This window comes from Rhodococcus sp. NPDC059968, assembly GCF_042738615.1.
In the GTDB taxonomy this organism is placed as follows: Bacteria; Actinomycetota; Actinomycetes; order Mycobacteriales; family Mycobacteriaceae; genus Rhodococcus_F.
On sequence record NZ_JBHWUE010000001.1, the window covers coordinates 113992 to 138489 of the forward strand.

Sequence of the window (24498 nt, forward strand, 5' to 3'; positions counted from 1 at the left end):
AGCCTCTTGTCGACAATAGATCAACAGTGCGGAACGGGGGAGCGCCCGAGCCGGCTATTCGCCGTTCGCGGACACGTAGAAGTGGCCGCGTTCGAGCACCGGATCGAGTATCCCGGTGTCCAGTTCGTTGGCCGCATCCTCGAATCCGGCGGCGTCCCGGTGCTGCCCGGGGTACCCGATCAGTGCCTTGACCTGGGGAGTCATGAAGTAGGCGCCGGCGAGGATCGAGGACAGCGGATCGAACGTGCACTTGTCTTCGGCCCACATCCGCTTGATCACCGCGCGCAGGTCGTCACCGTGGAGACCGGCTGCCTTGTCGACCGCGGAGAGGACCGCGTCGAAGACGTCGGCCCGCGCGGCCAGCGCCAGATTCAGGTAGCGGAGGTACTCGTCGGCCTCACTGGCGGCGGGATTCTCACCGGACGCGGGGATCAGGCAGTCCGCGATCCGCAGGAGCGTCGTCAGTTCGGAGTCCGTGAGCGGCCACGGCGGTGCCGTGTGCCTGCCCGGTACCGACAGTCGCCGCTTCGGTGCCGACTGCAGGTCGAGGGATGTGGTGCTCATGCCGATGCCTTCCGTGTGGTGACGTCGTCGACGACCTTCTTGCCCACCCGGAGGGCGAGGGCGCTGATCGTGCAGGTCGGGTTGGCGGAGCCGGACGTGACGAAGATGCTGCCGTCCGCGATGTAGAGGTTGTCGACATCGTGGGCCCGGCCGTACGAATCGACCACGGACGTCGCCGGATCGTCGCCCATCCGGGCCGTCCCGAGGAGGTGCCCTGGCTGGTCGACCCACAACTCCTGCGTGAAGATCTGCTTCGCGCCCGCCGCCTCGTGGAGTTCGACCATGCGGTCGACGGTGTATTTCAGGATCTTGCGGGTGTTCTCGCTGACCCGGTACTCGACCTTCGGCGCAGGCAGGCCGTCGGCATCGAACTCCTCGGTGGAGAGGGTGACCCGGTTGTGTTCTTCGGGCAGATCCTCCACGTTGGCCGCCCAGAGAATGCCGTTGGACGCCGCGCGCGCGACATCGTGGATGGCCGGTCCCCACAGGTCGTCGAAATCGAGTTGCCGGTGGGTCTCGATCGTGTTCAGCGGTCCCGGAGTGGGGAGGGCGTGCAGCTTGGCTCCCCGGACGAATCCGCGGGAGGTGTCCGTGTCGTAGAACTGCATGGAGTGAATCAGCTGTCCGGCCGGCCCGCGCCAACTCTCCAGGTTGTCCTCGTAGTACCCGACGGCGGTGCAGTTGGGGTGCAGCATGAGGTTCCGGCCCACCTGCCCCGAGGAATTCGCCAGGCCGTCCGGATGCTTCTCGTCGGCCGACAGCAGGAGGAGCCGCGGTGTTCCGATGCCGTTCGCGCAGACGATCACTGCCCGGGCCGGCTGGAAATGGACCGCGCCGGTGCGGTCCACCCATTCGGCGCCTGCGGCGCGGCCGTCGTCGCCGGTGACGATCCTGCGGACACGCGCACCGGTCTCCACGCGGGCGCCGGCCTGCTGCGCCTGCGGCATGTAGATCAAGTCGAACGAGGCCTTCGCGCCCTGCGGACAACCCCATTCGCAGACGCCCCAGCGACCGCACTGCTCGAGTGTCTTGTTCTTCTGGCTGGGAATCGCGTTGGTGCCCGGCCACCAGTGCCAGCCGAGCTTGTTCGCGGCTTCGGCCGCCTTCATGCCGGGCTTGCCCAAGGGGTGTGGCGGCAACGGGTATTCGAGCCCCTCGGGGTAGGCGGTGTCGCCGTCGACTCCGGAGACGCCGATGAATTCGTCGACCTCGTCGTGGTACGGCTTGAGGTCGTCGTAGCTGATCGGCCAGTCGTCCGCGACACCGTCGAGCGTCTTGACCCGGAAGTCGGAGGGCAGCAACCGTGGCCACTCCGCTCCGTAGAAGATGGAACTTCCCCCGACGGCATTGAACATCACGGGCCACATGTCGGATTCCGTCACGTCGACCGGGTAATCGGACGGCAGGGCACGGACATTCGGATCGTGCGCCCAGTCGTGCTGGATGAGCAGTTCCCACTCGGGGTGGTTGGCGGGAAAGTCGCTGGGGTTGACCCAGTCACCCTGCTCGAGGCAGAGGGTGCTCAGTCCCGCCGTGGCAGCGGTGTGCGTGACCACCGCGCCGGACGGACCCGCGCCGATCACCAACACGTCGACAACGTCGTGCTGGGTGACATCGGAGTCAGTGGAAGTCATCGTGGTCGACCTCATTTCGTCTAATTGTCGACATTAAATCAATGGTGATGGGAGTCACGTCGGCTGTCAAATGGGATTGCGGTGGGAGCCCGAGGCGGCAGGGCTCCCACCGCAAGACTGGATGCTCAGGCCCCGGCGAGAACGCCGCCGTCGACGACGAACGCCGTCCCGGTGATGGCCGTGGAGTGGTCCGACAGCAGGAAGGCGACGGAGTGGGCGATCTCGATGGGGAGGATGGCGCGTCCGATCGGCTGGAAGTCGGGGAGCCCGGCCTCGAGTTCCTCGCGGCCGCCGAGTGCCGTGTAGTGCGGCACGTTCAGCGGGGTGTCGACGAAGCCCGGGCAGAGGGTGTTGGCGCGGATGCCCTGCGCGCCGAAGTCCAAGGCGATGGCCTTGGTCAACGTGAGCACGGCGCCCTTGCTCGCTGTGTACGTGGTCAGCAGTTTCTCGGCGCCGATCGAGTTGATGGAACCGAAGTTGACGATCGACCCGCCGCCCACCTTCAGCATCTCGGGAATCGCGTACTTCGAACCCAGGAACACGCCTTTCACGTTGACGTCGAACGTCTTCTGGAAGTCCTCGACCGACGCGTCCAGAATGGTGCCGGGCTTCAGGATGCCGGCGTTGTTGACGATCCCGTCGAGCTTGCCGAACGTCGCCACCGTGAAGTCGACGAGGTCCTCGACCTGCTCTTCTTCGGTGACATCGACGACGCGGCCGATCAGGCGATCGTCGTCGACCTTCAGCTGGGGAAGGCTGGACTCGGAGTGCACGGTGGCGACCACCTGTGCCCCCTCGTCGTGGAGATGCAAGGCCGTGGCGAGGCCGATGCCTCCGCCGGCACCCGTGACGATGACTGTCTTGCCCTGCAGCAGCTGGCCCATGGTGTTCTCCCTCGAGGGTCATGTGGATGTGGAAGCGCGTAGACGCGGAAGCGATTGACTCTTTGTCGACAATCGACCAAGCAAGTGTGCGCCCTCCCGTGACGATCGGTCAAGCGCCGGGCCGGGGTTTGTTCAGCGCTTGACCTCCGAGCGGAAGCGCCTTAGATTTCTAGTCGATTGTCGACTAGAGAACATTTTGCGCCCGGTGCGTTGCGCCGCACACCCTCACGCCCTCGATCGAAGGACGAATCCCATGGCACCAAAAGCCCGATTGCTGCACGAACGCCTGGCCGCCGTCGTGAGCCAGCTCCGGCACGGCGAGATGATCTACGTCGCGGACGCGGGAAGCGGCACGTCTTCCGCGAGCCTCGTTCCACTGTCGCCGCAGGTCGAGACGATCGATCTCGGCATCGCACCGGGATTGCCGTCGGTCGGGGATCTGCTGTCGGTGCTGTGCGAGGTAGGCGATTTCGAAGCAGCCGTCGTCACCGAGGACATGGTGACCGCCAACCCCGAAGCCCGAAAGTTCGTCTCCGAACTGGTGGGGGAGGAGAACGTCCACGAGGTGCGGTATCTCCCCGAGTTCTACGACCTTCGCGACCGCGTGAAGGTCTTCGTCCAGACCGGCGACTATTCGGTGCACGGCAACGTGGTTCTCGTCGCGGGCTACCCGAGCCCGCCGATTCCGCTGAACTGGCTCACGTCACCGACCTGGTTCGAGGATTTGCCCACCGCGACGCCGTCGACCGATCTGCGAAGCCCGGGGGCCTGACATGCCCTTCTTCGACGGCGTCAGGAACAAGGTCTACTACCGGCAGTGGGAAGCCTCGCGGCCCTGGGCGCGGATCGTGCTCCTGCACGGATTCGGCGAGCACTCCGGGCACTATCACCGGCTGGCGGGGCAGCTGAACTCGGCCGGCCTGGACGTGTGGGCACCCGATCACCTCGGCCACGGTCACACCGGCGGACCGGCCGGATTCTTTCCCTCGGTGGACGAACTCGCTTCCAATGCAGGAGTTCTCGTCGACATCATGGCCGGCGACGAGCCCGACCTGCCGGTGGTCGTGCTGGGCCACTCGCTCGGCGCCCTGACCGGGGCGCTCCTCTCGGTCCGCACCCCGTCCCTGCGCACCGGATTGATCATGACGGGAGCGCCCCTCTGGGGTCTGCCGCGTGAGGCGCAGGGCCGGATGGACCTCGTCATGGCGAAGGACCGGTCGTACCTCGATGCACTCGAGAACGACCCGCTCGGCTTCGACACCGCTCCCGCCGAACCGAACCTCTGGCAGGCGCTGACCGTGGCCGGAGGAAAAGTGCGGGCGTCTCTGCCCGCGATGCCGATGCCGATCCTGTTGGTCAACGGCGAATTCGACGCGTTTGCGACGCCGGACCGGGCCGCCGAATTCGCACGAGAACTGCAGCACGGACAGAGCGTCGTCATCCCGGGCGGCTACCACGACATTCCGAACGACGTCGCCCACCGGGAGGTCGCGTCGCTGATGATCGACGCGATCTCGGGATGGTGTCGGACCGTGCGTCCACTTCCGGCGGGTTCTCGATGAGTGCGCCCTGTACCGGGGCCTTCGCCCACGAATCACGAGGACCCCATGAGAAAGATCTTTCTGGCCTGCCCCTACAGCCATGCCGATCCGGCGGTGACGCACGAGCGATTTCCGGCAAGCAACGAAGTAGCGGGATACATCGTCGAATCCGGTCACGCGGTGTTCAGTCAGGTGTCGATGTCACATCCGGTCAACCGGATGGGATCAGAGTTCCGGCATCAGACGCGAGATCGAGTTCTTCGAGAGCCGGGGCCGGCGGGTGAGCCTGTGGTCCGAGGCCTCCGCGGACTTCGTCGCACCCGAAAGTTCCGCGGTCCGCTGACAGTCGTCCAACTCCCCATGCCGGGCGGTCGTTTCCGTGGGACGGTGGACGGGTAGGCGACCGGTGCGGCGGAGCAGACGAGATGACGACGGAGGACCATGAACCCCGAGATCCATCACGAGCCCAGCGAGATCAGCTACGACGAACAGTTCTACCCGGCGCGCCCTCGGCCGTTGAAACCGTCGGTCCGCCGTGCGACCAGGGTCGATGCGCAGACGGGTGAGCCCGTGCCGGACAACCCGAACTATGTGGAGTGGCTGATCAATCAGTCGATTCTGCACGATGCGAAGCTGATCGCGGAGCAGTTGTCCGGCAAGGGCAGCATGTGGCAGAACCCGTATGCCGACCCGAATCCGCGCGCAGCGGTGGAACGCGGATCGGTGTGGTTCACGGCGTACCCGATTTCGATCATCACCGCACCGGGCGCGAGTTTCCTGAGTTCGCTCGGCGACGAGTCCCTGTGGCAGGCGTTCTCCGAGATCGGGGTGACGGCGGTGCACACCGGCCCGGTGAAGCAGGCAGGCGGGATCAAGGGGTGGCGGGCAACGCCGTCGGTGGACGGCCATTTCGATCGCATCAGCATGCAGATCGACTCGGCCTTCGGGACCGAGGAGGAGTTCCGCAAGCTGTGCGTTGTCGCGTCAGCGTACGACGGCATCGTCATCGACGACATCGTCCCCGGCCACACCGGCAAGGGCGCCGACTTCCGGCTCGCCGAGATGGCATACGCCGACTACCCCGGTATCTATCACATGGTGGAGATCGAACAACAGGATTGGCATCTGCTTCCCCGCGTGCCGGAAGGCCGGGACTCGGTCAACATCGACGCCGACACCGAGGCGCAACTCGCCCGGGCCGGGTACATCATCGGTCAACTCCAGCGCGTCATCTTCTACGAACTCGGTGTCAAGGAAACCAACTGGAGCGTCACCCCCGTGGTGAAGGGGGTGGACGGCATCGAGCGGAGGTGGGTGTATCTGCACTATTTCAAGGCCGGGCAGCCCTCCATCAACTGGCTGGATCCGTCGTTCGCGGGCATGCGCCTCGTCATCGGGGACGCCTGCCACTCCATCGCGGACCTCGGTGCCGGCGCGCTTCGACTGGACGCCAACGGATTCCTCGGGGTCGAACGCAGGACCGAAGGACTGCCCGGCTGGTCGGAGGGGCATCCACTGTCGGAGGCGGCGAATCACCTGATCGCCAGCATCGTGCGGAAGATGGGGGGATTCACGTTCCAGGAATTGAACCTCACCATCGACGACATCAAGGCGATGGGTACGACCGGAGCCGACCTGTCCTACGACTTCATCAATCGTCCCGCCTACCATCACGCCCTCGTCATGGGGAACACCGAATTTCTCCGGCTCACCATGAACCTCGCCCGCGATCACGGTGTCGACGCCGCGTCGCTCGTCCATGCCCTGCAGAACCACGACGAGTTGACGTTCGAACTGGTCCACTTCGCGACGCTGCACAAGGACGACCAGTTCGCGTACGGCGGTGAGTCGGTCACGGGGTCCGATCTCGGTGACCGCATCCGTAAAGATCTGTGCGAGCGGCTCACCGGACGCTGGGCCCCGTACAACCGGACGTTCACGACCAACGGGATCGCCTGCACGACCGCCAGCGTCATCACGGCGGCGCTCGGTATCCGCGACCTCGACAGGATGGATGCCGCCGACATCGACACCGTCAAACAGGCGCATCTGCTCTTGGCGATGTTCAACGCGCTCCAGCCCGGTGTCTTCGCCCTGTCGGGCTGGGATCTGTGCGGGCTGCTGCCCGTGCCGTCCGAGGACGTCGCCGACCTTCTCGCCGAAGGGGACACCCGCTGGATCAACCGCGGCGCGCACGACCTGATGGGGGTCAATCCCGATGCCGCACGGTCGGAGTCGGGCATCCCCCGGGGCATCAGCCTGTACGGGAGTCTGCCGGTGCAACTGCAGGATCCGGCGTCCTTCGCTCGCGGTCTCGCCCGCATCATCGACGTCCGTAACCGGTTCGGCATCGCCACGGCGGTCCAGCTCGACGTGCCCACGGTGTCGCACAAGGGGCTGCTCGTCATGGTCCACGAACTGGCGGACTCGAGTCTCGAAGTCACCGTTCTCAACTTTACGTCCGAGGAGGTCGCCGCGACCGTGCAGTCCCAGTTCCTGCCGGCGGGATCGCCTGCGGTCAACCTGTTCACCGACGAACAGATCGGCACCGTCGACGAACTCCACAGCTTCCCGATCACCCTGGCCCCGTACGAGGGAGTTCCTGTCGTCGTGAGACCGGGCAGGGCGGACGACGCTGGCTGAAGCCGGTCACGGTTGCGGGTCGCTGTTGCCCTGGAGCTCGACCTCGGCGAAGACTGATCTCATGGCCGGCACACAGAGCGAGGCCGAGTTCCACCAGCTACGGACTCCGCGGGCCGCGGCCGTCGCCGGTGTCGTCTTCGGTGTCCTGTTCGCTTCCAGCATCGTCCTGCTGCGCAGCGCGCTGCCCGGCGAAGCCGCTACCCCGTGGTTGCACCACCAAAGGCAGATCACGACGGCCCTGATACTCGCGCCCTTCGCGGGCATCGCGTTCCTGTGGTTCATCGGTGTCATCCGCGACCGGCTCGGGGACCTCGAAGACCGATTCTTCTCGACCGTCTTCCTGGGCAGTGGGCTGCTGTTTCTCGCCATGACGTTCGTGTCGACGGCAGTCGCCGGCGGGCTCCTCGCCGTCTCCCGGCTCTCCAACGTTCCGCAGAACGACCTCGTCTTCTTCGGGCGCGAGGTGATGTTGCATGTGAACAACGTCTACGGGGTCCGCATGGCCGGGGTGTTCATGATCTCGCTGGGAACCATCTGGCTGCGCACCGGACTGATGCCGCGATGGCTGGCCGTCGCCACCTACCTGCTGTCCTTCACCCTGCTGGTGGTCGTGAGTTTCAGTCTCTGGGTGACGCTGGTCTTCCCGGCCTGGGTGATGGTGATCAGCGTGTACATCCTCACCGTGGATCGACCGCCGTCGATCCCCCCGGACTGACCGCCGTTCTCGGACACGACGTTCTCACCCGGCACGGGTGATGTGGCCCCGGGTGTAGTGGGAGCAACGTCAGGACTGCGATTCCCCCGATGACGCGAGGAGAGACAGATGACGGACGCGAAACCCAACATCCTGGTCATCTGGGGCGACGACATCGGTATCACCAATCTCAGCTGCTACAGCGACGGACTGATGGGGTACCGGACGCCGAACATCGACCGCCTCGCCGACGAGGGCATGAAGTTCACCGACTCCTACGGTGAGCAGAGTTGCACGGCGGGTCGCGCGTCGTTCATCACCGGTCAGAGCGTGTACCGCACCGGTATGAGCAAGGTGGGAATCCCGGGAGTCGACGTCGGATTGTCGCCCGACGACCCGACCATCGCCGAACTGCTCAAGCCTCTCGGATACGCCACCGGGCAGTTCGGCAAGAATCATCTCGGTGACCTGAACAAGTATCTGCCGACCGTGCACGGATTCGACGAGTTCTTCGGCAACCTCTACCACTTGAACGCGGAGGAAGAACCCGAACTCCCCGACTTTCCCAGCGCACTGGACTATCCGAAACTGCACGAGTTGGTCATGCCGCGCGGTGTGCTCCATACCTGGGCCACCGAGGAAGACGCCGGCGAGGTCGATCCGCGGTACGGGCCGCTCGGGAAGCAACGCATCGAGGACACCGGTCCGCTGAACAAGAAGCGAATGGAGACCATCGACGACGAGACGGTGTCGGCGGCAATCGACTTCATCACGCGGCAGAAGGAAGCGGAGACCCCGTTCTTCGTGTGGATGAACACCACGCATATGCACCTGCGGACCCACACGAAACCGGAAAGCATCGGCCAGGCCGGGCACTGGCAGTCGCCGTACCACGACACCATGATCGATCACGACAAGCATGTCGGCCTACTGCTCGACGCGGTCGACGAACTCGGCCTCGCCGAGAACACCATCGTCATCTACAGCACCGACAACGGTCCCCACGCGAACACCTGGCCGGACGGCGCGACCACCCCGTTCCGCAGTGAGAAGGACACCAACTGGGAGGGTGCGTTCCGAGTCCCCGAGGTGATCCGCTGGCCGGGCAGGATCCCCGCCGGCGTGGTGTCCAACGAGATCGTTCAGCACCACGACTGGCTTCCCACCTTCCTCGCCGCCGCGGGTGCACCCGAGGTCGTCGAGCAACTGAAGACCGGGCACACGATCGGCGAGAAAACGTTCACGGTGCACATCGACGGCTACAACCTGCTCCCGTATCTCACCGGTGAGGTCGAGACGTCGCCGCGCCGGGGAATGATCTACTTCTCCGACGACTGCGACGTGCTGGGCATCCGGTTCGACAACTGGAAGATCGTGTTCATGGAGCAGCGGTTGCGGGGCACCATGGCGCTGTGGGCGGAGCCGTTCACCGCGTTACGGGTGCCCAAGCTGTTCAATCTGCGTACCGACCCGTTCGAGCGCGCCGACGGCACGTCGAACACCTACTGGGACTGGTTCCTCGACCACGACTACATCGCCATCTACGGAACGTTCATCACCACTCAATTCCTCGAAACCTTCAAGGAATTTCCGCCGCGGCAGGAGCCGGCGAGCTTCACGATCGACCACGCAGTGGCGAAGTTGCACTCGTTCCTGGCGAAGGACTGACCGACATGGGCGCCGGGCTGGCTGATTCCTGGGCGGACGGCTCGACGCGGTCCGCGATCGAGGACTTCGTCGGAAGGGTGACGGAAACGGGCGGACCGGACTTCGTCGAGCCCGCGGACCGGGTGGCCGTGTTCGACAACGACGGCACACTCTGGTGTGAGAAGCCGATGCCCATCCAGCTCGACTTCACCATCCGGCGCCTGGCCGAGATGGCCGCAGGCGATCCCGATCTGCAGCAGAAGCAACCCTGGAAGGCTGCCTTCGAACACGACCTTCAGTGGCTCGGCGCAGCGATGGTGAAGCACTATCACGGCGACGACGGCGACCTGAAACTGTTGATGGGCGCAGTCACCGAGGCGTTCGACTCGGTCACCGTCGAGAACTACGACGCCCGGGTCCGGGCCTTCTTCGACGGCGCCGACCACCCGACGCTCGGCCGCCCGTACTACGGCTGCGGCTACGTGCCGATGGTCGAATTGCTGCGCTATCTCGAGTCGAACGGCTTCACGGTCTACATCGCGTCCGGTGGTGATCGGGACTTCATGCGCCCGGTCGCCGGGCGCCTCTACGGAATTCCGCCGGAACGCATCATCGGCAGCGCCCTCGGCCTCTCGTACCGTGAGGGGCCGGACGCGACCGACCTGCTCTACAAGGCCGCGATGGACTTCTTCGACGACGGACCGGAGAAACCGGTCCGGATCTGGAGCCGGATCGGGCGCCGGCCGATCCTGTCGGTCGGTAACTCCAACGGCGACCTGCCGATGCTGGCGTTCTCCGGGCAACCCGATCGCCCGTCGCTGCGGGCTCTGATCCTGCACGACGACGCCGATCGCGAATTCGACTATGTCGCCGGTGCCGAGCAGGCCCTCGAACACGCACGAGAAAAGAACTGGACCGTGGTAAGCATGAAGAACGATTGGACGAGCGTCTTCTCGCCGGCCGACACCTGATCAGGCAGAAGGGAAGGCGTCGTTGGAAGCCCAGACCGTCTCCGGAGTCCGTCGCATCCCCGCCCAGACCTTCACCATGGGTTCCGATCGGCACTATCCGGAAGAAGGTCCCGCGCATCGTGTCGCGGTCGACGCCTTCGCCATCGAGACCCACCAGGTCACCACTGCGCAATTCGCCCGGTTCGTTCGCGACACCGGCTACGTCACGGTCGCTGAGCGTCCACTCGATCCCGCCGATTTCCCCGGCGCTCCCGCCGAGAACCTGCAACCCGGATCGATGGTGTTCACGCCCACTCGGGGCCCGGTCGATCTCCGTCACCTCAGTCAATGGTGGACCTGGATCGTCGGCGCGTCCTGGCGACACCCCACGGGACCTGCGTCGACGATCACCGGCCGCGAACAGCATCCCGTCGTCCACGTCGCCCACGAGGATGCGGCAGCGTACGCACAGTGGGCCGGGCGGTCCCTCCCCACCGAGGCGCAATGGGAGGCCGCTGCGCGCGGCGGACTCGACCACGCCGAATTCACCTGGGGTGACGCCCCCGAGAGCGAATCCCATCCGCGGGCGAACTACTGGCACGGGGAGTTCCCGTGGCGCCCGGACCCGGGCTACGGCACCACGACCGCCGTCGGTAGCTATCCTCCCAACGAATACGGTCTGTTCGACATGGCGGGAAACGTGTGGGAATGGACCGCCGACTGGTACTCGGATCGCCACAATGACACAGCGGAGTCGTGCTGCGCGCCACGCAATCCGCGTGGGCCCGGCATGTCGGAGAGCTTCGACGCCCGGCAGCCCCAATTCCGGGTGCCCCGCAGGGTGATCAAGGGTGGATCGTTCCTGTGTGCGGACAGCTACTGCCGGCGGTATCGGCCCGCGGCACGACGGCCGCAGATGATCGACACCGGGATGAGCCACATCGGATTCCGCTGCGTCACGGCTCTGCCCGGGTCAGAGTAAGACCACCACCGCGAGGAGCGCGAGCACTGTGACGACGCTGGAGGTGACCACGGCGGTGAACGTCGCCGGTGCGAATACCCCGGATTCGATCTGCCGGCTGATGACCCGATAGCGGACGGTGCCGTAGACGGAGACCAGTAGCCCCGCGCCGATGAGGATCAATCCGGCAGCCACGGCGTGGCCGCCGCGGTGCGGTGCGAACTTCGCCACCGCCACACCGAGTGCCGCCACGCTGATACCGGTGCGATGCCAGGCGAGATAGGTTCGCTCGTTCGCGAGATGGTCGCGCGCGGTGCTACCCGTGTTCGGCTGGATGGGGCCGAAGATGTCGGGGCTCATGCGCCGCTACCCAGGAAGCCGATCTCCGACAGGCGCGACTGGAACCCGGACTCGCCGGCCGACAGCCCCGAGATCCAGATGAGGACCCGGTCGGTGGGTGCGGGCGGCCGGGCGACGATCTCGGTGACCCCGTCGCCGAGCGTGGCGGCGCCGATCACCTGGGTGCGATCGATGTTCGCCCACGCGACGGGCGCGGTCCGGATCTCGACCGTGGTGCCCGGTGTCGGGGAGTCGATCCAGACGGTCCGCAGGTCGACGGGCCCGGGAAACGAGACGATCAGGCCCACTCCGCTCTTCGGCGCAGGCAGTTGCCGCGGATAGCGATCGGTCGCCCAGGACGTCGCGGGGTTTGCGTCGACGGCGAGGGAGGCGGTGCCACCGTTGTCGGGGAAGCGCAGAGGGGAGTAGACGGCCGCGGACGACGGGGTGAGCGGTGCCTGAAGGGGGTCCGGAACCGGCGCGATCCGGCTGAGCGTGCTGTCCGCGACGGCGGCCGGGGGAGCGTCCGACGAGGTGAACGAGGTGCCCACCGCCCACCCGGCGGCGCCGACCGCAACGATCAGGGCGAGTGCTCCGCTCATCGCGGGAAGTGGCGCCTTCGGTCGTGCGGTCCGGTTGGCGGGCGCCGGCCGGGCTCGCTTCGTGGTCACGGCGAATGCGGATGCCGAGCGAGCCCGCGCGTCCGCCAAGATGCGGTCGAGGGCGTCGACTACCCCCTGTGCTGTGTCCACCCCGGGTCGCCGGGCAAGGGCATTCATCGCCACTTCGGACAAGCGTCGCGGAATCGCGGGCCGCACACGATACGGCGGGACGACGGAACCGTCACCACGCCGGCCCGCCGGGGGCAGCCCGGCCTCCCGGGTCGCGCCGGACGAGGACAGCGGCCACGTGCCGAGCAACAGGGCGTACAGCAGCGCACCGAGCCCCGCGACGTCGTCGGCCGCGCTGCCGTCGGCAAGAGTGGCAGGGAAGGCGAGGACCGCGAGTCCATCCCGGGAGATCCGCACCCGGCTGGGATGATCGAGTGAGATGCGGGCACCGCAGTGGTGTGCGTCTGCGGTCGCGGCGGCCAGGTGCCGCACGGTGCGAGCGGCATCCAACGGCCGCGGGACCGTGCGCGCAACATCCGCGACACGCCACCCGGGCGTCCATTCCGCGACCACGGCGATCCGTTCGCCGACTGCCGCGATGTCGTAGACCTGCGCGATCCGGCCCTCGTGGCTGAAGCTGGTTCCGGTGGTGTTCCGGCAGAAGCGCGCCACCGGATCCGGACGCGTGTCGGTGGCGCGGACGTGCGCCGAGTCGACGAGGCTGAGCGCGACGTCCCGGCGCAGTTCGGTGTCGTGCGCGTGCCACCACTGCACCCAGTCGGGGCCGGCGAACCGCCCGAGGAGCCGGTATCGGGTGGCGACGAGCATGCCCGGGGCGAGCGGATCCGGGCCCTGCGGCGGATGCGGCGGGACCCCGGACACCGGCGTCGCTGTCATCTACTCTCCCGGGCTCTCCCCGACCCCGAAAATCCCTGTCAGGCAACTCTCACCCGGCAAGCAGAGCAGACGTTCGCGCAGCACCGGGCCTAATGCTGATCATCCTCGGATGCCGAGCGAACCGTGTGCTTTTCGGCCGACCTAGCCGAGGACGTGCTCCGCGTATCGTGCGACCGCGAGTACGAGGTCGTCCGAGTGACGGGGGCCGATGATCTGCAGACCCACCGGCAGACCCGCTGCGGTGCGGCCGACGGGGATGCTGATCGCCGGCTGCTGGGTCAGGTTGAACGGGTACGTGAACGGGGTCCACTGCGGCCAGCTGGTGAGGTCGCTGCCCGGCGGCACGTCGTAACCGGCCTCGAAAGCCGGAATCGGGACGGTGGGTGTGAGCAGGACGTTGTGCGTCAGATGGAATTTGCCCATCGTGATGCCGACGTCCGCGGCGACCGCGCGAGCGTCGAGATAGTCGACCGCGGTGAACTTCTCGCCTCGTTCCCAGATCTTGCCGAGCCCCGGGTCGACCTTGTCGCGCGCGCCCTCCGGGAAGTTCTTCAACATGGCCGCGGCCCCGGCCGCCCACAGCAGTTCGAAGGCCTCGATCGGATCGCTGAAGCCGGGGTCGGCGGCGGTGACCGGCAGGCCCGCGGCGTCGAGGGCCTGCACGGCCCGGTCGACGATCGCCCGGACCTCCGGATCGACGGTCACGTAGCCGAGCGTGGGGGAGTACGCGACGCCGAGTCCGACCACGTCCCGGCCGATCTCGCCGCGGAAGGTGGTCGCGAACGGGGCGAGCGCCGTCGGGTCGCGCGGGTCGGGCAGCGACATGATGTCCATCAGCAGTGCCGCATCCTCGACCGTGCGGGTGAGGGGGCCGGCGTGTGCCAGCGGCCCGAACGGGCTCGCCGGAAACAGCGGGATGCGACCGTGGGTCGGTTTGAAACCGACGACGCCGCAGAACGAGGCGGGGATGCGCACACTGCCTCCGCCGTCGGTGCCGACGGAGCAGGGACCGAGACCGGCTGCGACCGCCGCGGCACTGCCGCCCGAAGATCCACCGGCCGTCTTGGTCGGGTCGGCCGGGTTGCGGGTGATCCCGCACAGGGCGCTGTCGGTCACGGCCTTCCAGGCGATCTCGGGGGTCGTGGTCTTGCCGAGGAACACCATCCCGTCCTCGCGAAGCCGGGCGGCGACGGGACTGTCGACGTTCCACGGCTGGTCCTCGTCGATGGCCTGTGATCCCCGGAGTGTCGGCCAGCCGTCGGTGAGGAAGATGTCCTTGATCGAGATCGGTACGCCGTCCAGCAGTCCCTTGGCGTATCCGGTGTTCCAGCGCTCCTCGGACTTCCGGGCCTGTGCGAGCGCCCGCTCCTCGTCGACGAGGCAGTAGGAATTGATGCTGCGATCACGCTCGGTGATGGCGTCGAGCATCGCCTGCGTCGCTTCCACCGGCGAAAGTTCTCCGGACGAGTAGGCCGTGACCAGTTCGACGGCGGTCATGTCGGTGGGATTCATGAGAACTCCTTCAGCCTGGACGTTCGGGCCCTGTCTTCATCGGCTCGGTACGTACCCGAGGTTCTTGTCAACTACGTTCTCGAGCGGGTACCCCGCAACCCAGCGTTCGAAATTGTCGGTGAACACGGTGACGAGGTGATCTCGCCAGCCGGCGAAGTCGCCCGAATTGTGAGGCGTGATCGAGACGTTCGGCATGTCCCAGAGTGGATGGCCGGCGGGGAGCGGTTCCGTGTCGAACACGTCGAGCGCGGCGCCCGCGATCGTCCCCGCCCGGAGCGCGGCGACGAGGTCGTCGGTGCGGACGAGCTCGCCGCGTCCGACGTTCACGAACCGGGCACCCGGCTTCATCGCGGCGAACGTCGAGTCGCGAAACATGTGGCGGGTCTGTTCGGTGAGCGGTGCCACCGCGATCACGTAGTCGGCGACGGCGAGCTGCCCCTGGAGATCTTCCGCCGCGGTGACCGTCCTGAAGTCGGGGTCGGCGTTTCGTGCGGTGCGGCCCGACCCGCTGACCGTCATCCCCGCCGCGCGGAGGAGCCGGGCGATCGCGCGGCCGATGGGACCGGTGCCGACGATCAGGGCGGTGCGGCCCGCGATCCGCTCGGATTCCCGGTGTTGCCACGTGTGGGACTGCTGGAGGCGCAGCGAGCCCGGCAGATCCTTCGCGAACGAGAGGATCTGGGCGAGCACGTACTCGGCGATCGCCCCGTCGAACACGCCTCGTGAGTTGGTGATCGTGACGTCGCTGTCGCGGGCCTCGGGGAACATCACGGGATCGACGCCGGCCGCGGCGATGTGCAGCCACTGCAGGGAGCCGGCGGCGTGCCAGGCTCCCGGCACCGCGTCGGTGAGGAAGTCGTAGAGGAACAGCACGTCCGCGCCGTCGAGGGCGTCGCTCAGCCCCGCCTTGCCGGTGTAGCGAACTTCGGCACGGGCCGCGACCGGTGCCATGAGTTCGTCGCTCGGCAGGACGTGGGCATGTAGCACCGCGACGATCGGGTTCCGACTCACGTTGACACCGTATGAGTAACTCGTATGATTGTCAACAATCCGAAAAGGCTCAGGCATGGCCGAAACGAAGGTGAGGCCTGGTGTTGGAACTGAACATTCCCGAATTCGAGGGCCCTATCGCGCAACGGGGAATCGGCATCATCGCCCCGTTCGACCTGGCGCTCGAACGAGAACTCTGGCGATGGGCTCCCCTCGAGGTGAGCCTGCATCTGGCGCGCACGCCGTACGAACCCGTGCCCGTCAGCCTGGAGATGGCCGAACTCGTGTCCGAGCGAAGACACCTCATGGCGGCGACGCGCGACGTCCTGCACGTCGAGCCCGAGGTGGTGGCCTATCTGTGCACGTCGGGAAGTTTCATCAAGGGCCTCGAATACGAGCGAACCCTGTGCGACGCGATCTGCGAGGCCGGCGCCCAGCACGCGATCACCACGTCCGGCGCGCTGGTCGAGGCGATCGAGCACCTCGAGCTGAGCAGGCTGTCGGTGATCACGCCGTACGACGCCCCGCTGACCGAACGCTTGCACACGTTCCTGAACGAGGCGGGCACCGAGGTGGTTCGCTCCGATCATCTCGGGCTCGGCGGCGGCATCTGGAAGGTCAACTACCGCACGATCGCCGAGCGGATCATCGCCGCGGACGACCCCAGGTCGGAGGCGATCTTCGTCAGCTGTACGAATCTGCCGACCTACGACGTCATCGCCCCGCTCGAGCAGGAGCTCGGCAAACCGGTCCTCACCGCCAACCAGCTCACGATCTGGGCCTGTCTCGGCCGGATGAAACTCCCCATGACGGGCCCCGGCAAGTGGCTTCGCAACGTCTTCTGACATCACCCTCACGACAAGGAAAAGAGGAGAACGCATGACGAGCACGCCGACCCCCACTGTGGGATTCATCTACCCCGATCACGCCGCCGAGGACGACTACCCCTTCGCCGCGGAGATGCTCGGAGTGGATCTGCCGGTCGTGCACATCTACGGCACCGACCTGCACGCCGTGCCCGAACTGCTCGACCTCGGGAGCCCTGAGAAGCTCGCCGGCGGGGCCGCACTCCTCGCCGGGGAGAAGCCGGACGCCGTCGTGTGGGCCTGCACCTCGGGCAGCTTCGTCTACGGCCCCGACGGAGCGAAGCAGCAGGCCGAGACGCTCGCCGCGGCCACCGGTGTACCCACGTCAAGCACCAGTTTCGCGTTCGTCAACGCCCTGCACGCGCTGGGGATCACCCGCGTCGCGGTGGCCGCCAGCTACCCGGAGGACGTCGCGAAGCTGTTCGTCGAGTTCCTCGCCGCCGCCGGCATCGAGGTGCTGTCGATGTCGAGTGCGGGAATCGACACCGCGGCCGAGGTCGGTCTGCTCAGCCCGGAATCGGTGGTGGACCTCGCGGTGGAGAACGACCACCCGGACGCCGAAGCCCTGCTCATCCCCGACACGGCCATGAGAACGCTGGGTGCGCTGAGTACTCTCGAGCAGCGCCTCGGCAAGCCGGTCCTCACGGCAAACCAGGTGACCATCTGGGAAGGCCTGCGCCTTGCGGGCCACACGGCGGTGAACCCGTCGTTAGGAACCTTGTTCGAGAAAGGCCACAGTCATGGCTCTGACTGACCTGGAACCCGTCAGTCGTCAATCGACTGCCGAATTCATCGCGGACCGCCTACGGGTCGCCATCATGAAGGGTGCGCTGGAACCCGGTGCACAGCTGGGCGAGGCGGAACTGGCCGCGCATTTCCAGGTCTCGCGCGGGCCCCTGCGCGAAGCCATGCAGAGGCTCGTGTCCGAGGGCATACTGCACAGCATCCGTCATCGCGGGATCTTCGTGACGGAGCTGACCCTCGACGACGTCGTCGACGTGTACCGCAGCCGCTCGGTCATCGAGCGCGGGGCGCTGGAGATGATTCTCGACGACGGCCGCCGGGAAGCCACCTACCTGGCGCTCGAACCCACCGTGCTCGTGATGCAGGCCGCGGCCGAGCGCGGCGACGCCCCCGCAGTCTCGGACGCCGACCAGCAGTTCCATCAGATCCTGGTGGAGAGTTCGCAGAGCCCGCGGCTCATTCGGGCGGCGAGGACGCTGCTGATCGAGACACGGATGTGCCTGGGTGCGTTGCAGACCACGTACGACGACATCCGCGAGCAGGCGCAGGAACACGCGACCCTGCGCGAGGCGATCCGGACGGGTACGGCTGAAGAGGTGCAGAAACTGCTCGCCGAACACTTGGACGACGCCGTCCAGCGGCTCCGCGCCGATCAGAAGACTCTGTCGTCGTAGCGACAGTGAAGAAAGTGAAGTAGAGGTAAGTGCCGAGGAGGGGCAATGACTCAGGTAGCTGAGGTTCAGGGATACACCAACCGCCACGATCGCTACCCGACTCGGATCGCCGCCGAGCCGTCCATGCTCCAACGGAGCGAACCCGCCGTGTGGGGCAGACCCGCCGACGGGCCGTTCGATTCGTCGGCACTGGCCGGACACGAATCACGCGGCTTCACGATCGTCGACAATTTCCTGAACTCGGGCGAAGTGATGTCGTGCCGGGAGGAAGTCGACCGGCTGTCCAGGGACCCGGCGATGCGCGACAGCGGACGCGTCATCACCGAACGCGGCACCGACGAGGTTCGTTCCGTGTTCGACGTGCACCGGCGCAGCGACGTGATCGCCGAGCTGATCCGCGACGGCAGGATTCTCGACCGCGCGCGGCAACTCCTCGGCTCCGACGTCTACATCCACCAGAGCCGGATCAACTCGATGCCCGGTTTCAAGGGCACCGGCTTCTACTGGCACTCGGACTTCGAGACCTGGCACGCCGAGGACGGTCTCCCGGTCCCGCGGGCGGTCAGCTGCTCGATCACGCTCACCGAGAACTACCCGTTCAACGGGTCGTTGATGGTGATGCCCGGTTCGCACAAGCGGTTCGTCCAGTGCGTCGGCGCCACTCCCGACGACAACTACACGTCGTCTCTCGTTGCGCAGGAGGTCGGGGTTCCGCGTCGTGAGGACGTGACCCGGATGGCGGCGGAGTTCGGGATCGACCAGTTCACCGGCGCCGCGGGCACCGCGCTGTGGTTCGACTCCAACGTCATGCACGGGTCGGGGAACAACATCACGCCCTATCCGCGGTCGAACCTGTTCCTCGTGTTCAACAGTGTCGAGAACACCCTCGTCGAGCCGTTCGCCGCGGCGCGTCCGCGGCCGGAGTACATCGCGTCACGCGACTTCACGCCGCTGTCCTGACGTGAGTGGCAAAGCGTGCTCCCGCACGCTTTGCCACTCACGTCAGGCGGGGACTTCGTGCAGGGCGCGGGCGAGGTGGGCGAGCTCGGGAATGTCGGCGGCCCGGTCGAGCGCCGCTTCCAGCGTGGCGTCGTGAGTGGGACGGGCCTCGTCCAGTGCGGCCCGGCCGGCTGGTGTGAGCTCGGTGTAGATGCCGCGACGGTCGTCGTCGCACAGAATTCGGGTGAGTAGTCCGCGGTTCTCCAGACGGTTCACCAGCCTGGTGGTGGCGCTGCTGCTCAGCGCCGCCGCGCGGGCGAGTTGCGCCATGCGCATGTGCCAGCCGTCCTGGCGGCTGAGTGCGTCGAGCACCGTGTACTCGACCACCGAGAGATCGTGCCCACGCTGCAGGGCGCGCTCGAGCTCCGCCTCGAGTAGCCCGTGCAGGGCCGCGAGCGTGCGCCATCCCTGCGACCGGATCTCGACGGCGTCGTCAGCGACTGACATGGGACACCTCCTGTGGATACGAGTGCTAGGTCAGAATACCAGCTTGCGCACATAGCAGGCGTGTGCAACTATTTATGGCGCGCCTGCAACTAATGCAGACGCGGTATTCGAGCTAGCGCTCTTATCTCTCAGTCTGTACGAAAGGAGTGGCTGCGATGCCACTGGGTCTGCTCGCCCTCGCAATGGGCGGCTTCGGGATCGGTCTCACCGAATTCGTCATCATGGGATTGCTGCCGGAGGTGTCGGCCGATTTCCAGGTGAGCGAGTCGGTGGCCGGCTACCTCATCTCCGGCTACGCACTCTCCGTCGCCATCGGGGCGATCGTCATCACGGCAGCGGTCACCCGCTTCGACCGCAAACGCGTGCTCCAGGCGCTGATGGTGCTGTTCATCGGCGGCAACCTGCTGTCGGCGCTGGCCCCGACGTACGAGGTCATGATGGGCGGACGCGTCCTCGCGGCCCTGTGCCACGGCGCGTTCTTCGGCATCGGCTCGGTCCTCGCCGCCGACCTCGTACCCGCGAGCAAGCGGGCAGGGGCGATCGCGACGATGTTCGCGGGACTGACCATCGCCAACGTTCTCGGTGTCCCGTTCGGCACGTTCCTCGGCCAGCAGTTCGGCTGGCGCTCCACGTTCTGGGCCATCACCGTCATCGGCGTCGTGGCGCTGATCGGCATCGCAGCGCTGGTGCCGTCCGTGTCCCGTTCGGCGGACGCACCGGAATCCGCCGGTCTGCGCAGCGAACTGCGGGCCTTCCGGTCTCCGCAGGTGTGGTTCTCGATCGCCGTCACCATCCTCGGATTCGGCGGCATGTTCGGTGCGTTCACGTACATCGCGTTCACCCTCACCGAGGTCGGCGGATTCGCATCGACCAGCGTACCGTGGCTCCTCGTGCTCTTCGGCGGCGGTCTGTTCGTCGGCAACGTCCTCGGTGGACGGGCCGCCGACAAGGCACTCACCCGCACGTTGATCACGGTCCTCGCCGTGCTCACCGTCGTGCTCGTCGTGTTCGCCCTCACCGCGGGTAGCAAGCCGATGACGATCGTCGCCCTGTTCTTCATGGGCGCCTTCGGTTTCGCGACCGTCCCCGGACTGCAGATGCGGATCATGAACTACGCGGCACAGGCGCCGACCATGGCGTCCGGCGCGAACATCGCCGCGTTCAACGTGGGCAACGCACTCGGGGCCTGGCTCGGCGGCATCACCATCGCCGCGGGACTCGGCTTCACGTCCCCGATCTGGATGGGTGCCGCACTGACCGTGGGTGCGCTCGCCGTTCTCGTCCTCGCCACCGCACTCGACCGGCGGTCGAAAGATCAGCCGGTGGAGGCGGATCCGGCGGTGGTGTCGGTATAGCGTCAGCGCGGCGGCGTCGCGTCGCCCGTTGCGCGCGTGATGGTGGCGATCGTGTTGTCGTTCTGACTGCTGGCGTAGGCCTTCGTGCCGTCGGCGGAGACCGCGACGCCACCGGCGCTGCCGCCGACGGCGAGCGACGTCACCTCGGCATTGGTGACTGGATCGAAGACCGTGACGGCCCCACCCTCGGAGTCGATGACGTACAGCGTGTTTCCGTCCGCGGTCACCGCGGCGCCGCCCATCGTCCCGTCGACGCCGAACGTGGCGGTCACCGTGTTGGTGCCCGCGTCGATCACCGACATCTCCGCGCCGCTCCGCACGTAGGCGCGGTCGTTCGTGGCCGTCACCGCGCTGGGGTGGGAGGCGACGGGGATCGTGTCGACGACGGTGGTCGTGGCCGTGTCGATCACCGTCACCGTGTTGTCGGAGGAGTTGGTGACGTACACGTGCGTGCCGTTGGTCGCGAGCTGGATGGGGAAGGCGCCGACCGGAACCGTGGCGGTCACCGTGTTCGTGGCGGTGTCGATCACGGAGACGGTGCTCTCGACGCCGTTGGTGACGTAGGCGTGGGCCCCGTCTGCGGATACCGCGACCGCCAAGGCGAATTCGCCGATCGGGATAGTGGCCGCCACGGTGTTGGTGGCGGTGTCGATCACGGACACGGTCCGGTCGGCGGTATTCACGACGAACGCCCGCGCACCGTTCGGGGTGACGGCGATCCCGGTGGGTGCGCCGCCCACCGGGACGGTGGCGGTGACGGCGTTCGTCGCGGTGTCGATGACGGAGACGCTGTTGCCCCCGGAGTTCGTGGCGTATGTGACGGCGCCGTTGGGTGCGACCGCCACCTGCATCGGCGTCTGCCCGACGGGAACGGTGGCGGTGACGGCGTACGTCGGTGCCGCACCGGCGGTGGTGGCCAGGAGGCCGAGCGTGGCGACGCCGATCGTCAGGACAGTCGAAGTGCGGGCGAGGATCACCGTCGTAGTGTCTCTCGCACCCAGGCCGTCGTCCGGGATGTCCGCAAGATCAGGAGGCAGGCTCGGCGAGTCCCCCCGAGTTCGCGGTCTCGCGTGCTCGCTGCGCCAGCTCGCTGAGGCGACGAGCGCGGGCGACCTCGGCAGGAGTGAACGGCTCGTCCGCCGGCCGCACGAAGACGAGCGGCTCACCATCTCCCGACGGGATCTCGACGGACGCCGCCGTGGACGGATAGTCGCTCACCCGCGAATCGACGTACTGGGCACCGAGGAGTTCCGCGATCGACAGGGGCAGTTCGGACGGATCGGCGGCCACCCGCGACGCCAACGTCAGCGCCTTGGTCTGGCCGTCGATCAGCGCGAGCGCCGACGCCGGCCAGATCCCCACACTGCGTCCGCCTCCGGCCCGGACGGCATGCGAGAGTGCCTCCGGTGACGTCTCGCGGCACGCCCCGACGATCAACTCGTCGAGCGAACCGCCGTCCAGGTGATGGACGTGCACGGTCAGGATGTTCGCGTCCAGCTTCGCGAGGTTGTGGGCCAGCGATTCGAGCTGTCCCGGTTGGTCGCTCACCCGGACACGGATGCGCCACAGCGACTGCCCGGTCCGGAGATGGCCGTGCTTGCCGTCGGGCGGACCGTGCAGCCAGCCGCCGAGCAGTCTCATCGCCGACGGCTCCACCACCCAGATCACCAGCACCGTGGTGCTGACGGTCAGCACCGTGACGGTCATCAGATAGGAGACGTGAAAATGAATGACCAAGGCATGGAGCAGTAGTTCGACGGGAAAGACGGCGCACAGCTTCGCGAGCGCCAGGCGGACGCGACGGGGGTGCGGAAGCCGACCGCACGCCTCGCACGCGTTGACATGAACTCCAGGTTCTCTCTCGGCATCGTTCATGCACCCACTGTCGTCCGGAAGTATTGCCGGGTAGTTTCATCGCACGGTCGGCGGTGTGACAGATGATCGTGAAATAAGTTGGGGTGCAACGACAATGTGGTGGGCGTGACACCGCACCGCCGCCTGTGAGCGGGGGCACGCTCCGAGGTGGCCGAACGCGCGTGGACATGGTGACGCCGCTGCCACCGGGGACAGGCGCCCGGCAGCAGCGGCGTGATTCGGAGCGCTCAGCGCAGCGTGATTCGGAGCGCTCAGCGCAGTGAGGCGGCGTCGCTCAGGTCCGTTCCCCGGGTCTCCGGGGCCATGAGGAAGCTGACGAGCGCTCCCACCGCGGCAATGCCCGCGGCGATGTACATGGTTGCGGAGAGCCCGAGATTGGACAGCGCCCATGGGGTGGCGAAGGTGCCGATCGCCGCGCCGATCCGGCTGATTCCCGTGCAGAGGCCGACCGCAGTGGCCCGCACCTCGGTGGGGAACAGTTCGTTGGGGTAGATCCATTCGAGGATGGAGGGTCCGCCGTTGAAGAGCGCGTAGATCGCGAATGCGAACGCGATCACCCACAGGCCGGCGTCCGGCTTGATCGCGAGGAAGAGCAATCCGAGACCGGAGAGCACGAACCCCCAGATCAAGATCGGCCGGCGACCGAGCCGATCGACGAGCAGCAGTGCGACGACATTGCCGATGAGGAAGAACAGGTTGATCAGCCCGTAGCCGATGTGGGCCAGATTCCCGGAGCCGAGGTTGAAGAGCTCGAGGATCTGCGGTCCGAATGCGTAGATGGCGAACAGGGTCACGATCGTGCACGTCCAGAAGATCGAAATGAAGACGACCCGCTGCAGGTACCCGCCGCGCATCAGCCCTCGAATCGAGGTGGTCCCTTCCTCGTCAGGCAGATCGTCCAGGGTCGCATCGTTTCCGATCGTCTTACGCAACACCGTCAGTGCCTCCGCGGAACGCCCCTTGCTGAGAAGCCAGCGCGGCGACTCGGGGATGCTCGTGCGCGCGATCACGATCAGGGTGGCGGGAACCGCCGAGGACAGCAGCATCCACTTCCAGCCATCGGGATGGCTGAGGAGAAGGTAGCCCACGAACGCGGCGGTGGTGGCGCCGACGAACCACATGGCATTCAGTCCGCCGACGAGTTTGGCGCGCCACGCCTTCGGTGCGAACTCCGTCACCAGGGCGGTGGCGATGGGGTAGTCGGCGCCGACTGCGATACCGATGATCAAGCGCAGTATGAACAGTTGCATTTCGTCCGCCGCGAAGAATTGCAGCACCGAGCAGACGATGATCACGATCAGGTCGATGGTGTACATCAACTTTCGGCCGATCCGATCGGTCACTGCGCCGAACACGGCACCACCGAGGAAGACGCCGATGAGAGCCGAAGACCCGATGAGGCCCGCCCAGAGCGCGCTCATGTCCCATTGCGCCTGGATCTGAACCATCGCGATGCCGATGATGCTGAGGATGTAGCCGTCGAGAAATGGTCCGCCCGAGGAGAACAGGGCGAGTTTGGCGTGAAAGCCGTTGAGCCTGGCGTTGTCCAGTGTGACGCCCGATCGGGCGGTGACGGTGGTGTCGAGGTTCATCTGAGGAATCCCATCGGGGGGTGTGGGCTTGAGGGTCGGTCCCCACGTGATGTGGTTGCTGCCACATTAGGAAGTGAAT

The 24498-nt window shown here is 66.6% G+C and carries 23 protein-coding genes and 1 pseudogene; 13 read left to right on the plus strand and 11 right to left on the minus strand.

Features of this window, described 5'->3' with window-relative positions; genetic code table 11:
• Positions 1-54: 54 nt before the first annotated feature.
• The 3 genes from ACFWAY_RS00525 to ACFWAY_RS00535 form a co-directional block, all read right to left on the minus strand.
• A complete protein-coding gene (locus tag ACFWAY_RS00525; protein ID WP_378457009.1) occupies positions 55-564 on the minus strand; it encodes a hypothetical protein in 510 nt (169 codons plus the stop codon).
• Complete coding sequence (locus tag ACFWAY_RS00530) at positions 561-2198, minus strand: GMC family oxidoreductase (RefSeq protein WP_378457010.1); 1638 nt, start codon at positions 2196-2198, stop codon at positions 561-563. Before ACFWAY_RS00530 ends, ACFWAY_RS00525 begins: the two co-directional genes overlap by 4 nt.
• A 125-nt stretch (positions 2199-2323) precedes the next feature.
• Positions 2324-3082, minus strand: a complete 759-nt coding sequence (locus ACFWAY_RS00535; protein WP_378457011.1) for an SDR family NAD(P)-dependent oxidoreductase — start codon at positions 3080-3082, stop codon at positions 2324-2326.
• Between the two features lie 253 nt (positions 3083-3335).
• Here ACFWAY_RS00535 and ACFWAY_RS00540 point away from each other — a divergent pair, with 253 nt between their 5' ends.
• From ACFWAY_RS00540 to ACFWAY_RS00575, 8 genes and pseudogenes are all read left to right on the plus strand, one after another.
• Positions 3336-3854 (plus strand): RbsD/FucU domain-containing protein, encoded by a 519-nt coding sequence (locus ACFWAY_RS00540; RefSeq protein WP_378457012.1) that lies wholly within the window; start codon positions 3336-3338, stop codon positions 3852-3854.
• A gap of 1 nt (position 3855) precedes the next feature.
• The gene (locus ACFWAY_RS00545) at positions 3856-4644 is read left to right on the plus strand and encodes an alpha/beta fold hydrolase (protein WP_378457013.1); all 789 of its coding nucleotides are present in this window, start codon (positions 3856-3858) and stop codon (positions 4642-4644) included.
• Between the two features lie 45 nt (positions 4645-4689).
• Positions 4690-4966, plus strand: a pseudogene (locus ACFWAY_RS00550) (DUF1937 family protein).
• A 98-nt stretch (positions 4967-5064) separates the two neighbouring features.
• On the plus strand, positions 5065-7266 hold the full coding sequence (gene treS / locus ACFWAY_RS00555; protein WP_378457014.1) for a maltose alpha-D-glucosyltransferase: 2202 nt from the start codon (positions 5065-5067) through the stop codon (positions 7264-7266).
• 61 nt (positions 7267-7327) lie between these two features.
• Complete coding sequence (locus ACFWAY_RS00560) at positions 7328-7981, plus strand: hypothetical protein (RefSeq protein WP_378457015.1); 654 nt, start codon at positions 7328-7330, stop codon at positions 7979-7981.
• A gap of 108 nt (positions 7982-8089) precedes the next feature.
• On the plus strand, positions 8090-9628 hold the full coding sequence (locus ACFWAY_RS00565) for an arylsulfatase (RefSeq protein WP_378457016.1): 1539 nt from the start codon (positions 8090-8092) through the stop codon (positions 9626-9628).
• A gap of 5 nt (positions 9629-9633) precedes the next feature.
• Positions 9634-10578: an HAD family hydrolase gene (locus ACFWAY_RS00570; protein ID WP_378457017.1), complete on the plus strand. Its 945-nt coding sequence runs from the start codon at positions 9634-9636 to the stop codon at positions 10576-10578.
• 76 nt (positions 10579-10654) lie between these two features.
• Entirely contained in the window at positions 10655-11539 is an 885-nt protein-coding gene (locus ACFWAY_RS00575) for a formylglycine-generating enzyme family protein (RefSeq protein WP_378509731.1), read from the plus strand.
• Here ACFWAY_RS00575 and ACFWAY_RS00580 read toward each other — a convergent pair.
• The 4 genes from ACFWAY_RS00580 to ACFWAY_RS00595 all read right to left on the minus strand — a co-directional run bounded on the left by ACFWAY_RS00580 (position 11531) and on the right by ACFWAY_RS00595 (position 15888).
• A complete protein-coding gene (locus ACFWAY_RS00580) occupies positions 11531-11878 on the minus strand; it encodes a YidH family protein (protein ID WP_378457018.1) in 348 nt (115 codons plus the stop codon). The two genes, ACFWAY_RS00575 and ACFWAY_RS00580, sit on opposite strands and share 9 nt — an antisense overlap.
• Entirely contained in the window at positions 11875-13365 is a 1491-nt protein-coding gene (locus ACFWAY_RS00585) for a protein kinase family protein (RefSeq protein ID WP_378509510.1), read from the minus strand. The genes ACFWAY_RS00580 and ACFWAY_RS00585 overlap by 4 nt, the downstream gene beginning before the upstream one ends.
• Positions 13366-13506: 141 nt before the next feature.
• Positions 13507-14877, minus strand: coding sequence for an amidase (locus ACFWAY_RS00590; protein WP_378457020.1), 1371 nt, complete (start codon positions 14875-14877; stop codon positions 13507-13509).
• 36 nt (positions 14878-14913) lie between these two features.
• Positions 14914-15888, minus strand: a complete 975-nt coding sequence (locus ACFWAY_RS00595; RefSeq protein WP_378509511.1) for a D-2-hydroxyacid dehydrogenase — start codon at positions 15886-15888, stop codon at positions 14914-14916.
• 80 nt (positions 15889-15968) lie between these two features.
• Here ACFWAY_RS00595 and ACFWAY_RS00600 point away from each other — a divergent pair, with 80 nt between their 5' ends.
• The 4 genes from ACFWAY_RS00600 to thpD are packed head-to-tail and all read left to right on the plus strand — an operon-like array spanning position 15969 to position 19111.
• Entirely contained in the window at positions 15969-16712 is a 744-nt protein-coding gene (locus ACFWAY_RS00600) for an Asp/Glu/hydantoin racemase (RefSeq protein WP_025431791.1), read from the plus strand.
• A gap of 34 nt (positions 16713-16746) precedes the next feature.
• Positions 16747-17487: a maleate cis-trans isomerase gene (locus tag ACFWAY_RS00605; RefSeq protein ID WP_378457022.1), complete on the plus strand. Its 741-nt coding sequence runs from the start codon at positions 16747-16749 to the stop codon at positions 17485-17487.
• Positions 17474-18151, plus strand: a complete 678-nt coding sequence (locus ACFWAY_RS00610; protein WP_378457023.1) for a GntR family transcriptional regulator — start codon at positions 17474-17476, stop codon at positions 18149-18151. Before ACFWAY_RS00605 ends, ACFWAY_RS00610 begins: the two co-directional genes overlap by 14 nt.
• Positions 18152-18196: 45 nt before the next feature.
• Positions 18197-19111: an ectoine hydroxylase gene (gene thpD / locus ACFWAY_RS00615; RefSeq protein WP_378509512.1), complete on the plus strand. Its 915-nt coding sequence runs from the start codon at positions 18197-18199 to the stop codon at positions 19109-19111.
• A gap of 42 nt (positions 19112-19153) precedes the next feature.
• Here the strand turns inward: thpD and ACFWAY_RS00620 are convergent, their stop codons facing one another.
• A complete protein-coding gene (locus tag ACFWAY_RS00620) occupies positions 19154-19597 on the minus strand; it encodes a MarR family winged helix-turn-helix transcriptional regulator (RefSeq protein ID WP_378509513.1) in 444 nt (147 codons plus the stop codon).
• Between the two features lie 155 nt (positions 19598-19752).
• On the opposite strand from ACFWAY_RS00620, the gene ACFWAY_RS00625 reads away from it, so the two are divergent.
• Positions 19753-20952 (plus strand): MFS transporter, encoded by a 1200-nt coding sequence (locus ACFWAY_RS00625; protein WP_378457025.1) that lies wholly within the window; start codon positions 19753-19755, stop codon positions 20950-20952.
• 2 nt (positions 20953-20954) lie between these two features.
• On the opposite strand, the gene ACFWAY_RS00630 is transcribed toward ACFWAY_RS00625, so the two are convergent.
• The 3 genes from ACFWAY_RS00630 to ACFWAY_RS00640 all read right to left on the minus strand — a co-directional run bounded on the left by ACFWAY_RS00630 (position 20955) and on the right by ACFWAY_RS00640 (position 24419).
• A complete protein-coding gene (locus ACFWAY_RS00630) occupies positions 20955-21926 on the minus strand; it encodes a YncE family protein (protein WP_378509732.1) in 972 nt (323 codons plus the stop codon).
• Positions 21927-21978: 52 nt separating this feature from the next.
• Positions 21979-22827 (minus strand): amino acid-binding protein, encoded by an 849-nt coding sequence (locus ACFWAY_RS00635; protein ID WP_378509514.1) that lies wholly within the window; start codon positions 22825-22827, stop codon positions 21979-21981.
• 251 nt (positions 22828-23078) lie between these two features.
• On the minus strand, positions 23079-24419 hold the full coding sequence (locus ACFWAY_RS00640; protein ID WP_378450880.1) for an MFS transporter: 1341 nt from the start codon (positions 24417-24419) through the stop codon (positions 23079-23081).
• Positions 24420-24498 lie beyond the last annotated feature (79 nt).

Coding starts and splice junctions, on each gene's coding strand:
- ACFWAY_RS00585 (WP_378509510.1), bottom strand. CDS start 13,365: ATGACAGCGACGCCGGTGTCCGGGGTCCCGCCGCATCCGCCGCAGGGC.
- ACFWAY_RS00540 (WP_378457012.1), top strand. CDS start 3,336: ATGGCACCAAAAGCCCGATTGCTGCACGAACGCCTGGCCGCCGTCGTG.
- ACFWAY_RS00610 (WP_378457023.1), top strand. CDS start 17,474: ATGGCTCTGACTGACCTGGAACCCGTCAGTCGTCAATCGACTGCCGAA.
- ACFWAY_RS00625 (WP_378457025.1), top strand. CDS start 19,753: ATGCCACTGGGTCTGCTCGCCCTCGCAATGGGCGGCTTCGGGATCGGT.
- thpD (WP_378509512.1), top strand. CDS start 18,197: ATGACTCAGGTAGCTGAGGTTCAGGGATACACCAACCGCCACGATCGC.
- ACFWAY_RS00565 (WP_378457016.1), top strand. CDS start 8,090: ATGACGGACGCGAAACCCAACATCCTGGTCATCTGGGGCGACGACATC.
- ACFWAY_RS00640 (WP_378450880.1), bottom strand. CDS start 24,419: ATGAACCTCGACACCACCGTCACCGCCCGATCGGGCGTCACACTGGAC.
- ACFWAY_RS00560 (WP_378457015.1), top strand. CDS start 7,328: ATGGCCGGCACACAGAGCGAGGCCGAGTTCCACCAGCTACGGACTCCG.
- ACFWAY_RS00525 (WP_378457009.1), bottom strand. CDS start 564: ATGAGCACCACATCCCTCGACCTGCAGTCGGCACCGAAGCGGCGACTG.
- ACFWAY_RS00535 (WP_378457011.1), bottom strand. CDS start 3,082: ATGGGCCAGCTGCTGCAGGGCAAGACAGTCATCGTCACGGGTGCCGGC.
- ACFWAY_RS00580 (WP_378457018.1), bottom strand. CDS start 11,878: ATGAGCCCCGACATCTTCGGCCCCATCCAGCCGAACACGGGTAGCACC.
- ACFWAY_RS00590 (WP_378457020.1), bottom strand. CDS start 14,877: ATGAATCCCACCGACATGACCGCCGTCGAACTGGTCACGGCCTACTCG.
- ACFWAY_RS00570 (WP_378457017.1), top strand. CDS start 9,634: ATGGGCGCCGGGCTGGCTGATTCCTGGGCGGACGGCTCGACGCGGTCC.
- ACFWAY_RS00530 (WP_378457010.1), bottom strand. CDS start 2,198: ATGACTTCCACTGACTCCGATGTCACCCAGCACGACGTTGTCGACGTG.
- treS (WP_378457014.1), top strand. CDS start 5,065: ATGAACCCCGAGATCCATCACGAGCCCAGCGAGATCAGCTACGACGAA.
- ACFWAY_RS00545 (WP_378457013.1), top strand. CDS start 3,856: ATGCCCTTCTTCGACGGCGTCAGGAACAAGGTCTACTACCGGCAGTGG.
- ACFWAY_RS00575 (WP_378509731.1), top strand. CDS start 10,655: ATGGGTTCCGATCGGCACTATCCGGAAGAAGGTCCCGCGCATCGTGTC.
- ACFWAY_RS00635 (WP_378509514.1), bottom strand. CDS start 22,827: ATGAACGATGCCGAGAGAGAACCTGGAGTTCATGTCAACGCGTGCGAG.
- ACFWAY_RS00620 (WP_378509513.1), bottom strand. CDS start 19,597: ATGTCAGTCGCTGACGACGCCGTCGAGATCCGGTCGCAGGGATGGCGC.
- ACFWAY_RS00605 (WP_378457022.1), top strand. CDS start 16,747: ATGACGAGCACGCCGACCCCCACTGTGGGATTCATCTACCCCGATCAC.